Consider the following 12,429-nt stretch of genomic DNA (forward strand, 5'->3'; position numbering starts at 1 on the left):
TTATAGTTCCTCCAATTTATTATAAAAAGTTTCATACGTATCAATTAATGATCCAGTGTCTTCTCTATATACATCTTTATCAAAGTTTTCATGAGTATCTTTATCCCATATACGGCATGTATCTGGAGATATCTCATCTGCTAACAAGATTTCGCCGTCAGCTGTATACCCAAACTCTATTTTGAAATCCACTAATAAAAGATTCATTTCTTCCATGATTTCACTTAAAACTGTGTTAACTTGTAATGCCTTATTTTTAATAACTTCTAATTGTTCTGTTGTAGCAATATTTAATAGTTCTACATGGTCATCTGTAATAAGCGGGTCATTTAATTCGTCTTTCTTATAAAACAATTCTAGTAATGGCTTTTCAAATTGATGTCCTTTTTCAAAACCAAGTCTTTTGCAAATGGAACCAGCTGCTACATTACGTACAACTACTTCTAATGGAAATATTTCTACTGCTTTTACTAATTGTTCCGTATCTGATAGTTTTTCAACAAAATGACTTTCGATGTCTCTTGTTTGCAAAATTCCAAAAATTTTAGATGTAATAAGATTATTTAAACGACCTTTACCAGTCATTTCATCTTTTTTTGCACCGTTGCCAGCTGTGACTTCATCTTTATATTCAATTCTTAAAATATTTTCTTTCTCGGTGTTAAAAACTCTTTTTGCTTTTCCTTCATATAATAGAGTCATTTAATTGTTCCGCCCTTCAAACAAATTGTTAAACATCGCTTCATCTTTATTTAAGTCTTCTGTTAATTTTGTGATATGACCCATCTTACGATTTGTTTTATTTACTTTTTTACCGTACAAATGAACGTGCCATTCCGGATGTTTGTAAAAAGTTTCATATAATAAGTTCACATCTTGACCTAATAAATTCATCATAATCGCTGGTTTCAATAATGAGATTTGCTTAGGTAAGTGCCATCCAGCCACAGCAAGAATATGTGTATCGAATTGAGAATAATCACAAGCTTCTATTGAATAATGACCTGAATTATGTGGTCTCGGTGCAATCTCATTAACAAATAAATCTTGATCGTTTGTTACAAAAAATTCGACTGTAAAAGTTCCTACAAAATGGAGCTTAGTCATAATTTTTTTAACTTCTTCTATTGCTTTGTTTTCTAAATCTACTCGTGCTGGAACAATCGTTTTGTATAATATTTGATTTCTATGTTCATTCTCTTGTAGTGGAAAATAAACTGTTTGATTGTATATATCACGTGTTGCCGTAATAGATACTTCTTTATTAAGAGAAATAAACTTTTCTACAACGCATGGTGTATCAGTGACTAATTTGCGTGCTTCTTCTAGTTCGCTCTTTTCACGTATAATTAACTGACCTTTACCGTCATATCCACCAAAACGCGTTTTGATTATAAATGGAAGTCCAATTTCATCAATAGCTTCCTCAAGATCAGATATTTCTTTAACTTCTATAAAAGGAACAATATTTACGTTTGCTTCTTGTAATGTTTGTTTTTCAGTTAATCTGTCTTGTAATAAAGCTACTGTTTCACTTCCTTGAGGAATATTAAATTGGTTAGAGAGTGTTTCTAATTGATGTGCATCAATATTTTCAAATTCGTAAGTAATTACTTTTGAAACTTCACCTAAACGTTTAAGGGCTAAATCGTCTGAATATGCCGCATTGATAAATTCATGTGCTACATATTGAGCTGGACAATTCTCGTCAGGATCTAGTATTGCAACTTTAAACCCCATTTTTTGTGCCGATTGTGCCATCATCTTTCCTAGTTGGCCGCCACCTACAATACCTATCATGTCACCTGCTTCAAGGTTATAATAAGTCATTTTGCATTTCCTCCACTTTATCAACTAAACTTTCTTCATATTTAACTAATTGATGTCTAACTTTATTATCGTGCATACCTATCATTCTAGCTGCAAGAATACCAGCATTTTTACTACCCGCTTTACCTATAGCTGTTGTAGCAACAGGAATACCTCCTGGCATTTGAACTATAGATAATAAAGAATCTAGACCTTTTAAACTTTTAGATTCTATTGGCACGCCTATAACAGGAGCAGTCGTTAATGACGCTACCATTCCTGGTAAATGAGCTGCACCACCGGCACCAGCAATAATAATATCTATGTTATTTTTTGTTGCACTCTTAGCATAATCGACCATTTTTAATGGTGTTCTATGAGCAGACACGACTTCTTTTTCATATTCAATACCAAAATAATCAAGCATGTCACATGCTTCTTTCATGATTGGCCAGTCGGAAGAACTACCCATTATTACTGCCACTTTCATCTTTGTCACCCTTTCAATTAGTTGAAATGTTAAAGTTTTATTGTGTATATTACAGATATAGCATAACAATTGATTTTGCTATTTTCAATGGAAAAACGAACATTTTTATATTTTTATACAAAAACATTTGATTTATGTTCGTATTAACGACATAATTTACTATGTAAACAATGTTAAAGTTCGATTTATAATTTAGGAGGATTTATATGTCAGCAAAAATATTAGATGGTAAAGAGATTGCAAAAGCATACAGAAGTGGTCTACAAAGTGAAGTGGAAAAATTAAAAGAACAAAATATCGTACCTAAACTATCTGTTATTCTTGTTGGAAATGACGGTGCGAGCCAGAGTTATGTTAATTCTAAAAAGAAAGCAGCTGAAAAAATTGGCATGATTTCTGAAATAGTACATATGGATGAATCATCTTCGGAAGAAGAAGTGTTAAATGAATTAGAACGCTTAAACAATGATGATTCAGTGAGTGGTATATTAGTTCAAGTACCTTTACCAAAGCAAGTATCAGAGGCAAAAGTACTAGAAGCCATTAACCCAGATAAAGATGTAGATGGTTTTAATCCTATCAACATAGGAAGATTATATACTGGTGAGCGTACATTTATTCCATGTACTCCATTAGGTATAATGGAAATATTAAAACATGCTGATATAGACTTAAAAGGTAAGAATGTTGCTGTTATAGGCAGAAGTCATATAGTTGGGCAACCAGTAAGTAAATTATTAACAGATCAAGATGCTACCGTTACTTTATTACATTCCAAATCAACAAATACAGAAGAAGTTCTAAAGCAAGCTGATGTTATCGTTAGTGCTGTTGGCCGTGTACATCTTGTTACAAAAGATTTAGTAAAACCAGGAGCAGTCATTGTAGATGTTGGTAACACACCAGATGAAAATGGAAAACTGAAAGGTGACGTAGACTTTGAAGCAGTAAAAGAAGTTGCGAGTGCTATTACGCCAGTACCAGGTGGTGTTGGTCCATTAACGATTACAATGGTATTAAACAACACACTGTTAGCTGAAAAATGGAAAAATAACATAGAATAAGAAAAAGCCTTAACGCTTTGTTGTACAGAATGATTACAACTGGCGTTAAGGCTTTTTTAATTAATTCACTTTTGTTCGTATTATACGTTTGTAATACTCATTTTTGGACCGAATGGTTCGAAGTTAACGTCTGATTGACTAATGTTGAATTTAGCAAGTTCATCAAATATTGTATCCATGAATAAAATACCACCACATAAATAAACCTCAGTATCTTCATTAATCCAATGTTGTAAAGAATCGCTTGTTAAATAACCGTCTCTTAATTTCAAATGATAAGTTACATCGACGTTATCATATTTTTCGTTAATTTCTGTAAGCTCAGTTTTAAACGGAACATCTGCTTCACTTTCATTAACATGTACAAAATTTACTTTTCTTCCTTTTTTAGCTTCATCTTCTAACATAGCAAGCATTGGTGTAACACCTGCGCCAGAAGATAATAATAACAATTCTTTACCAGCTTCTGAATTCACTTTAAAGTCCCCTGCTGGTGCTGAAATTTCAATACTATCACCTATAGAAGTATTATCGTGTAATTCATGTGACACGATACCTTTTTTCTCTCCTGTACCTTCTTTTTTAACAGCGAATTTTAATGTTCCATCATTTTCAACTGAATAAAGTGAATAGTGTCTTAATGCTAGATTTTCATCATTTTCAGGTTTCACACGCACTGTTATATATTGCCCAGCTACTAATTCAGGTATTTCTAAAGCAACTTCTGGTTCTACTTCAAATGATTTCATTGTCGTACCTTGATTTAAGATATTCGTAATTTTAAACGGTTGGAAACCATCCCAAGCTGCTTTTTCATACATTTCTTTTTCCATTGAAATAAATACACTTGCTATTTCACCATATGCTTCTTCCCATGCATTCATAATTTCATCTGTAGCTGCATCTCCAAGTACTTCTTTAATAGCTTTTAATAAGTATTCCCCTACTATTGGATAATGCTCTTCTTTAACTTGTAAAGCACGGTGTTTATGTGCAATTTGATTAACATTAGGAACGATAGCACCTAAATTATCAATATGTTTTGCAGCCGCTAAAACTGTTTGTGCTAAAGCTGTTTGTTGTTTACCTTGTTTTTGGTTAGATTTGTTGAAAATGTTCAATAATTCAGGATGTGCTTCAAACATTCTTGTGTAAAATACTTTTGTAATTTCAGTTCCGTGCTGTTCCAATACAGGCACTGTTTGTTTTACTATTTCTCTAGTTTGTTCTGATAACATCAGAAGGCCCCCTCTTAAAGATATATTTTAAATACATCTTTAATTGTAAATAGTTTCACAATGTAATTCAATAAATTATCAGTTTGTTTACAAAATTGTCATTTTTATATTTCAATCTGAATTGTTGGTAAAGTTATAAATAATAAGTATAATAAGTATATTATAAGGAGGTCTGACCTATGAAACTCACCCAATATACGGATTATTCATTACGAGTTCTCATGTACCTTGCTCAGCAAAAGAAACAATCTCAAATAGAAGAAATAGCAAACTTTTATGGTATATCTAAGAACCATCTAACAAAAATTGTTCATCAACTTGTTAAATTAGGTTATTTAAAATCAGTCAGAGGTAGAAATGGCGGAATTACGCTTAATCTATCACCTGAAGACATAAATATAGGTACACTTGTTCGACAAACAGAAGAACATTTCGAACTAGTCGAATGCTTCAATATGGAAACGAACACTTGCCCTATCGCTCTAAATTGTGGCCTCAAAGGTGCACTCCACCACGCATTAAATGAATACCTCAAAACGCTAGATCAATATACTTTAAGTGATATCGTACCCAAAAATAATATAAAAGATACACTCTACACTCCTTAATAGTAGATATCGGTCTTAAGGTCGATGTAAATGTTACAAGTTTGCGATAATCTTGTAACTATAAGGAAATCAACTTAAAAAAATGTTATCCTTTCCTTATAACCTTACAACAAAGGAGTACATAATATTATGATGAATAAATTAATACAATCATTAACTGTCTTAGGTGTTTCTGCAACACTTGTTACACCTTCACTAACTGCAAACGCAACTGGAAACAGCTTACCTGAAATTAAAGGTGTTGAAGGCGACGTAGTTGAAAAAGGCTCTGACTATGATTTATTAAAAGGAATTAAAGCATTTGATAAAGAAGATGGAGATTTAACTAAAAAAATAAAAGTAACTGGCGATGTTGATACTTCAAAATTAGGAAAATACAAAGTTCAATATAAAGTTACTGATTCTGACGGTGCTTATAGAACGAAATGGCACTATGTTTATGTAGTAGAAGAAGGTTCATTAAATGGGTCAAAAGATAAAGCTTCTAAAGATAAAAATAAAGAAAAAGCAGAAGTAGCATCTAATAAAGAAACTTCTAAAAAAGACTTAGATGAAAATATGCCACTAATTACTGTCCCAACTAAAGACTTAGTGTATCAAGGTGATAGCTTTGATCCTATGAAAGGCGTTAAAGCTTTAGATAAAAAAGATGGTGATATAACTGATAAAGTAACTGTTAAAGGTGATATCGACACTTCAAAAACAGGTTTACAATACATTACTTATCATGTAAAAGATTCAGATGGTTACTATTACACGTATAAACGAGGCGTGTATGTTAACGACGGTGACTTAGCACCTAAACCTGAATTAACAGGTGTTAAAGATATTACAGTAAATAAAGGTGAAGACTTCGATTTACTTAAAGATGTTAAAGCAAAATCTAATTCTGGCGATGATTTAACTTCAGACATCGTTACAAGCGGTGAAGTTAACACAAATAAACCAGGTAAATATAAAGTTGGTTACGCTGTATCAGATAAAGACGGACATATTACAGCACAAGGTAGAACAATTACAGTAAAATAATATTCTAAAAAGAAAGACTTCTAAAAATTAGAAGTCTTTCTTTTTTATCTCTTTTATTTATGTTTTTTATAATATAAAATTGTATATACAAACTTTACTAAATTTAAAGAAAAATCATTGAAATTATTAATAAAAAGGGAAAATTTATTATTTCCTTATTCAATTCAAAAAGTACACAAAAATTTAACAATTAGGTTAAATAGCGTCATATCAAAGCTAGAGCAATGCATTTATTGGAAACAATGCTTACAAGGCTTTAAATAGCCTTGTAAATATGGATAAATCCTTTAAAATTAAGGTCTAGCCATATATATAGGTATATAGAAAATGGGAGGTAAAAAACGTGGCAAAGTTAAAGTCAATACTTCTCATGTCAACGCTAGGTATTTTACTTAGTGGTTGTTCAAACTTAGAAGTATTAAACCCTAAAGGACCCATGGCGGAAGATTCACATTTCTTAATTATTTTCTCAATTATTATGATGGTCTTCATTGTCGTAGTGGTCTTAATTTTGTTTTTAATATTTATCATTAAATATAGAAAAACAAAAAATGTAACATCAGGTACAATGCATCACAATCTCATTTTAGAAGCAGTATGGTTTATTATTCCTGTTATCATATTAGTGATATTGGCTGTACCTACAGTTAAATCTCTATATAACTATGAAGAAGCACCAAAATCAGAAGACGAGCCCGTCGTTATTTATGCAACGAGCGCTGGTTTCAAATGGTTCTTCAGTTATCCAGAGGAAAAAGTAGAAACAGTAAATCACGTAACGATACCAGAAAACCGTCCTGTATTATTCAAGCTACAGTCAATGGATACAATGACTAGTTTTTGGGTACCTCAACTAGGTGGTCAAAAATATGCCATGACAAGTATGACTATGGATTGGACTTTAGAAGCAAATGAGACAGGTACTTTCAAAGGTAGAAACTCAAACTTTAATGGTGAAGGTTTCTCAAGACAAACATTTAACGTAAATTCAGTAAGTAATGAAGATTACGATAAATGGGTATCTAAATCGCAAAAACGTAAAACAATAGATCAAGATACATTTGATCATCAAATTCTTCCGACAACAAAGAATCAGGAACTTACTTATAGCGGAACACACTTAGCATATGTAGATCCAGCAGCAGACCCAGAATACATCTTCCATGCTTATAAACGTTACCGTTATGAACCAAAAGATCCAAACTTCTATGATGAAAGTGAAGGTGTAACTGAAAAACCAGTTCTCCCTCCACGTAAAGTTACGGTTACTAACCCTAACTACGAACGTCACGGAATGAAACCTATGATTCTTAAAAATAACGAGAAATATGATAGTGAATTCAAGAAAGAAGAAGAACATCATATGGATGAAATGGAAAAAATATCAGAAGATGCAAAAAATGAAGATGAAAAAGGTAACAAACAATCTTCTAATAAAAACCATGGAGGTGACAAGTAATGAATTTTCCATGGCATGAACTCATCATCCAAAGTGACTGGATGATCACAATGGCACAAGTTCTACTTGTATTAACAGGTATATGCGTTGTTGGTGGTTTAACTTACTATAAAAAATGGAATTGGTTATATTCAGAATGGCTAACATCTGTCGACCATAAGAAAATTGGGATTATGTATATTATTTCTGCTATCCTAATGTTCTTCCGTGGTGGTGTAGATGCTTTACTTATTCGTCTACAATTAATGACACCAGACAATACATTACTAGAGTCACAGCACTATAACGAAATCTTTACAACTCACGGTGTAATCATGATTATCTTTATGGCTATGCCATTCTTAATCGGTTTAATGAACGTGGTTGTTCCATTACAAATTGGTGCTCGTGACGTTGCATTCCCTATGTTAAATAACTTGAGTTTCTGGTTATTTGCTGCAGGAATGGGATTATTCAATATTTCATTCGTACTTGGCGGTGCGCCAGCTGCTGGTTGGACAAACTATGCACCATTAGCAACTGACTTCAGTCCAGGTACTGGGATTAACTATTATTTAATTGCAATACAAATTGCAGGTATTGGTACATTAATGACAGGTATTAACTTCTTTGTTACTATCCTTAAATTACGTACTAAATCAATGAAATTTATGGAAATCCCTATGTTTACAATAACGACTTTAATTACGTCATTAATAATTATTCTAGCTTTCCCTATTTTAACTGTCGCACTTGCTTTAATGACATTTGACCGTTTAATGGGAACGAGCTTCTTTGAAATAGCAAATGGTGGTATGCCTATGTTATGGGCAAACTTCTTCTGGGTTTGGGGTCATCCTGAAGTATATATACTTGTATTACCTGCATTTGGTATGTTCTCAGAGATTATTCCAACATTTGCTCGTAAACGTTTGTTTGGACATCAAAGTATGGTTTGGGCAACAGGCGGTATTGCATTCTTAAGTTTCTTAGTTTGGGTTCACCATTTCTTCACTATGGGTAATGGCGCATTAGTTAACTCATTCTTTTCAATTTCAACTATGTTAATCGCAATACCAACGGGTGTTAAAATATTCAACTGGCTATTCACCCTATTTAAAGGTCGAATCACCTTTGAATCACCAATGTTATTCGCTTTAGCGTTTATCCCTAACTTTACTTTAGGTGGAGTAACAGGTGTTATGCTAGCAATGGCAGCAGCTGACTATCAATATCATAATACGTATTTCTTAGTGGCACACTTCCACTACGTAATTATTGCAGCTGTAGTATTCGCTTGTTTCGCTGGTTTAATATTCTGGTATCCAAAAATGTTTGGTTACAAATTAAATGAAAAGATCAACCAATGGTTATTCTGGACATTTACATTAGGCTTTAACCTATGTTTCTTACCACAATTCCTATTAGGTTTAGATGGTATGCCTCGTCGACTATATCAATATGTACCTGAAGATGGATGGTTCACATTAAACTTCATCTCAACAATCGGTGCATTCTTGATGGGTATTGGATTCTTAGCATTAATTTGGAACGTAGTATACAGCTTCGGTAGAGCAAAACGTGAAGCTACAGGCGATAACTGGGATGGCTTAGGTAGAACATTAGAATGGTCTACTGCATCAGCAATTCCACCACACTATAACTTTGCTATCACACCTGAGTGGTATGACACTGAAACGTTTGTAGAAATGAAACAAAATGGCAAACATTATCTTGATAATAGAAATTATGAAGATATTCATATGCCTAACAATACACACGTTGGATTCTGGATGGCAGTTAGTTTCTTATTCGGAGGTTTCTTCTTAGTATTTGAAACTTATATACCTGCACTTATATTCTTATTTGGTGTTATAGCATGTATGTTTTGGAGAAGTTTCGAAGAAGACTATGGCTACCACATTCATGCCGAAGAGCTAGAAGAAAATGAAGCAAAATTACGCGAATTACGCGAACAAGAACTTAAGGAAAAGGAGGACAATAAAGATGAGTAATGAGCAACATAATACAATTGATACTGTTAATGAAACAGGCCAATTAAATAAACTCGGATTTTGGGTCTTTCTTACTGCTGAAATTGCGTTATTCGGTACATTATTTGCAACATTCCTAGTCTTACAAAAAAGTGGTTCTTATGGTGGCGCTTCAACGCCTGAACTATTTGAATTACCTTTAGTCATGATAATGACATTCTTACTATTAGTAAGTAGTTACACATGTGGTATAGCTGTTTACTTTATGCGTAAAGAAAATGTTAAAATGATGATGATTTGGATGATTATTACCGTTTTACTTGGTGCAGGATTCGTTGGATTTGAATTATATGAATTTACCCATTATGTAGGTGAAGGTGTTACAGCTCAATTAGGTTCATTCTGGTCTGCGTTCTTTATTTTACTAGGAACACACGGACTTCACGTAACTGTAGGTATATTCTGGATTTCAGGAGTTTTAATCCAAATTGCTAGACGTGGTTTAAATGAACATAACGCACCTAAAATTTTCATAGGTAGTTTATATTGGCACTTTCTAGATGTTGTATGGATCTTTATCTTTACACTAGTTTATCTTGTAGGGATGGTGAGTGGATCATGAATAAAACAGTCGTAAATCATACAGTCGGTTTAATATTCTCAATTGTACTTACATTGTTAGCTGTTTACGTTATGTTATACACTGGCATGTCTCTACAAGTAAGAACTTCAATTATTGTTGGATTTGCTTTTATTCAGGCACTTGTACAATTGTTAATGTTTATGCACTTAACAGAAGGACGAGACGGTCGAGCAACTGCATTCAAAGTACTCTTCGCAGTAATCATTACTTTAATTATTGTAATCGGTACTTATTGGGTTATGGTTGGTGGACACAGCTCTCACCTATAATAAAAATCTAAGTTTAAATAAATAAAACAGTCGCAGTTCTTACTAATAAGAACTGCGACTGTTTTTTTATGTAAATCAATTACATTATAAGATTTTCAAAGTCTTTACTTATTTCAGCTATTTTATCGGTATTATTTGTTTCTCTGAAATAAATAATAGCTTTCTGATACATTTCAATTGCTTTTCTCCTATTTTTCTTTGTTTTATATAATTCTGCAAATTGTATAAAGCCATTACCCATAATTTCAAAATCATATCTAACGAGATTTGCTTCAATATCTCTTAATAATATCATTGCTTCCTTATTGTTATCTGACTTAATATAATTACAAACATTTTCTATACTTTTTTTAATATACATAACCTTTACTTTTGCCCCCACTTATAATTCATTAATGCTATTATTGTAATCCCTCTATTTATAAAACTCAAGGTAATAAAACACGCCATTAGCTTTACATGCAACTAATGGCGTAATTATCTCTATTAAATAATATTTATATTAAACTTGTTTCATAATCTTCACGAGTTAATGGAGCGAATTCGTTGTAAATATCTAATAATTTAACTTTCTCATTTTCCCAATTATATATTTCTTTAGCTACTTTAGTATTTTCACTCATTTCACTTCTTAATTGAGGGTTTTTAACAAGTTTATTAACTGCTTCTGCTATTTCATTTACATTATGTGAATCTATTACAATTCCTGTATTTGTTTCTTCTACAACTTTCTGAATTTCAGGAAAGTCACAACTCACAACTGGTACATGTGCCATCATATATTCAAATAATTTATTTGAACTAGCTGAATAGTGATTAAAACATATATTTTGTAATACTTGAAAACCTAAATAAGCTTCTCTCGTATAAGAAGGTAATTGTTGAAATGGAACTTTATCAAGAAAATGTATTCTAGAGGACTGAGCCGATTGTTTACTTTGATCTTTTAACGATTGTGTTAGCTTACCTCCGCCTATAAATAGCAAATGCCCTTCTTCTATTTGATCCATAGCTTCTATTAATAGTTCAAGCCCTCTACCTTGTTGTAATCCACCTTGATATAGTAATATTTTTTCATTTTTCGAAATACCTATTAATTCGTGTAAATTTATTTTAGGTTTATCTTGAATATCATATTTTTCAGAGTAATTATATAAAGTCTTCGGATAAAAATGATATATTTTTTCGTTATATGCTGCTCTTGTATGATTCTCTACAATCATTTGATCAACAAATTTAAGCATATATGATTCAATCTTTTTAATTTTTTCTTTATTATAGCCTGTTCTATCTGATTGTACTTCGTGACTATCATAAATGAGTGGTTTCGGTTTAAACCTCAATTTAGAGCAGACAATTGCTTGTGGTAATGTATTTAAATCATTAGCATGATAAATATCGGCATTTTGTATATAGCCTTTTACAATCATTCTTATGATAATCGCACTGTTTATAAACCACTTTCTCACTTTTTTAAATTTAATCATTCCAGCCGCTAATAATAAAGACATCAAATATCCAGACATTAATGTGAAGCTGACATAAAATAAACTTGGTATTATAGCAATTTGCACACCTGCAACTACAAGTAAAAATTTCTTTCCATAATCTTGATAAGCTTGTAGTATCCAAGGATAACGTTTTACTCTATGTACTTTGAACCTTTCAGATATTTCTTCATAAGCTGTAATCATTGGGTTTTTCGGGTCATTTATTGCGATTAGATCAACATTATATCCTGTTTCAGCTAAAGTAGTACATTCTCTATTGACCCTTGCATCATTCGTAAAATGATTCCACACAAACATTGTTACTTTCTTCATTCTATTACCCCATTTAAAATTGAA

The 12,429-nt window shown here is 32.2% G+C and carries 13 protein-coding genes; 7 read left to right on the forward strand and 6 right to left on the reverse strand.

Annotated elements, in window-relative coordinates; all coding sequences use genetic code 11:
- Genes purC through purE form a run of 3 tightly spaced genes read right to left on the reverse strand, consistent with a single transcriptional unit; the run spans window position 1 to window position 2,299 of the window.
- On the reverse strand, window positions 1-702 hold the full coding sequence (gene purC / locus ACNMOQ_RS09680) for a phosphoribosylaminoimidazolesuccinocarboxamide synthase (protein ID WP_016999661.1): 702 nt from the start codon (window positions 700-702) through the stop codon (window positions 1-3).
- Window positions 703-1,830 (reverse strand): 5-(carboxyamino)imidazole ribonucleotide synthase, encoded by a 1,128-nt coding sequence (gene purK / locus ACNMOQ_RS09685; RefSeq protein WP_416349771.1) that lies wholly within the window; start codon window positions 1,828-1,830, stop codon window positions 703-705.
- Window positions 1,817-2,299 (reverse strand): 5-(carboxyamino)imidazole ribonucleotide mutase, encoded by a 483-nt coding sequence (gene purE / locus ACNMOQ_RS09690; RefSeq protein WP_016999659.1) that lies wholly within the window; start codon window positions 2,297-2,299, stop codon window positions 1,817-1,819. The genes purK and purE overlap by 14 nt, the downstream gene beginning before the upstream one ends.
- Before the next feature lie 206 nt (window positions 2,300-2,505).
- Here purE and folD point away from each other — a divergent pair, with 206 nt between their 5' ends.
- Complete coding sequence (gene folD / locus ACNMOQ_RS09695) at window positions 2,506-3,363, forward strand: bifunctional methylenetetrahydrofolate dehydrogenase/methenyltetrahydrofolate cyclohydrolase FolD (RefSeq protein ID WP_016999658.1); 858 nt, start codon at window positions 2,506-2,508, stop codon at window positions 3,361-3,363.
- Between the two features lie 80 nt (window positions 3,364-3,443).
- Here the strand turns inward: folD and ACNMOQ_RS09700 are convergent, their stop codons facing one another.
- Complete coding sequence (locus tag ACNMOQ_RS09700; protein WP_064205023.1) at window positions 3,444-4,601, reverse strand: globin domain-containing protein; 1,158 nt, start codon at window positions 4,599-4,601, stop codon at window positions 3,444-3,446.
- 179 nt (window positions 4,602-4,780) lie between these two features.
- On the opposite strand from ACNMOQ_RS09700, the gene ACNMOQ_RS09705 reads away from it, so the two are divergent.
- The 6 genes from ACNMOQ_RS09705 (at window position 4,781) to qoxD (ending at window position 10,582) form a co-directional block, all read left to right on the forward strand.
- Complete coding sequence (locus ACNMOQ_RS09705; protein WP_416349772.1) at window positions 4,781-5,209, forward strand: RrF2 family transcriptional regulator; 429 nt, start codon at window positions 4,781-4,783, stop codon at window positions 5,207-5,209.
- 129 nt (window positions 5,210-5,338) lie between these two features.
- Window positions 5,339-6,238, forward strand: a complete 900-nt coding sequence (locus ACNMOQ_RS09710) for an immunoglobulin-like domain-containing protein (protein WP_218688278.1) — start codon at window positions 5,339-5,341, stop codon at window positions 6,236-6,238.
- 343 nt (window positions 6,239-6,581) lie between these two features.
- Window positions 6,582-7,697, forward strand: coding sequence for a cytochrome aa3 quinol oxidase subunit II (gene qoxA / locus ACNMOQ_RS09715; protein ID WP_016999654.1), 1,116 nt, complete (start codon window positions 6,582-6,584; stop codon window positions 7,695-7,697).
- Window positions 7,697-9,691: a cytochrome aa3 quinol oxidase subunit I gene (qoxB, locus tag ACNMOQ_RS09720; protein WP_064211317.1), complete on the forward strand. Its 1,995-nt coding sequence runs from the start codon at window positions 7,697-7,699 to the stop codon at window positions 9,689-9,691. Before qoxA ends, qoxB begins: the two co-directional genes overlap by 1 nt.
- Window positions 9,684-10,292, forward strand: a complete 609-nt coding sequence (gene qoxC / locus ACNMOQ_RS09725; RefSeq protein ID WP_016999652.1) for a cytochrome aa3 quinol oxidase subunit III — start codon at window positions 9,684-9,686, stop codon at window positions 10,290-10,292. Before qoxB ends, qoxC begins: the two co-directional genes overlap by 8 nt.
- The gene (gene qoxD / locus ACNMOQ_RS09730; protein ID WP_016999651.1) at window positions 10,289-10,582 is read left to right on the forward strand and encodes a cytochrome aa3 quinol oxidase subunit IV; all 294 of its coding nucleotides are present in this window, start codon (window positions 10,289-10,291) and stop codon (window positions 10,580-10,582) included. The genes qoxC and qoxD overlap by 4 nt, the downstream gene beginning before the upstream one ends.
- A gap of 79 nt (window positions 10,583-10,661) precedes the next feature.
- On the opposite strand, the gene ACNMOQ_RS09735 is transcribed toward qoxD, so the two are convergent.
- Entirely contained in the window at window positions 10,662-10,943 is a 282-nt protein-coding gene (locus tag ACNMOQ_RS09735) for a hypothetical protein (RefSeq protein ID WP_416349773.1), read from the reverse strand.
- A gap of 136 nt (window positions 10,944-11,079) precedes the next feature.
- Window positions 11,080-12,405 (reverse strand): glycosyltransferase, encoded by a 1,326-nt coding sequence (locus ACNMOQ_RS09740; RefSeq protein ID WP_416349774.1) that lies wholly within the window; start codon window positions 12,403-12,405, stop codon window positions 11,080-11,082.
- Window positions 12,406-12,429 lie beyond the last annotated feature (24 nt).

Origin of the sequence: Mammaliicoccus lentus, assembly GCF_947036595.1 — a bacterium.
Classification (GTDB): Bacteria; Bacillota; Bacilli; order Staphylococcales; family Staphylococcaceae; genus Mammaliicoccus; species Mammaliicoccus lentus.

What these genes read in the sequence shown, in the direction of transcription:
- purC (WP_016999661.1), bottom strand. Translation starts at nt 702, where the DNA reads ATGACTCTATTATATGAAGGAAAAGCAAAAAGAGTTTTTAACACCGAG.
- purK (WP_416349771.1), bottom strand. Translation starts at nt 1,830, where the DNA reads ATGACTTATTATAACCTTGAAGCAGGTGACATGATAGGTATTGTAGGT.
- purE (WP_016999659.1), bottom strand. Translation starts at nt 2,299, where the DNA reads ATGAAAGTGGCAGTAATAATGGGTAGTTCTTCCGACTGGCCAATCATG.
- folD (WP_016999658.1), top strand. Translation starts at nt 2,506, where the DNA reads ATGTCAGCAAAAATATTAGATGGTAAAGAGATTGCAAAAGCATACAGA.
- ACNMOQ_RS09700 (WP_064205023.1), bottom strand. Translation starts at nt 4,601, where the DNA reads ATGTTATCAGAACAAACTAGAGAAATAGTAAAACAAACAGTGCCTGTA.
- ACNMOQ_RS09705 (WP_416349772.1), top strand. Translation starts at nt 4,781, where the DNA reads ATGAAACTCACCCAATATACGGATTATTCATTACGAGTTCTCATGTAC.
- ACNMOQ_RS09710 (WP_218688278.1), top strand. Translation starts at nt 5,339, where the DNA reads ATGATGAATAAATTAATACAATCATTAACTGTCTTAGGTGTTTCTGCA.
- qoxB (WP_064211317.1), top strand. Translation starts at nt 7,697, where the DNA reads ATGAATTTTCCATGGCATGAACTCATCATCCAAAGTGACTGGATGATC.
- qoxC (WP_016999652.1), top strand. Translation starts at nt 9,684, where the DNA reads ATGAGTAATGAGCAACATAATACAATTGATACTGTTAATGAAACAGGC.
- qoxD (WP_016999651.1), top strand. Translation starts at nt 10,289, where the DNA reads ATGAATAAAACAGTCGTAAATCATACAGTCGGTTTAATATTCTCAATT.
- ACNMOQ_RS09735 (WP_416349773.1), bottom strand. Translation starts at nt 10,943, where the DNA reads ATGTATATTAAAAAAAGTATAGAAAATGTTTGTAATTATATTAAGTCA.
- ACNMOQ_RS09740 (WP_416349774.1), bottom strand. Translation starts at nt 12,405, where the DNA reads ATGAAGAAAGTAACAATGTTTGTGTGGAATCATTTTACGAATGATGCA.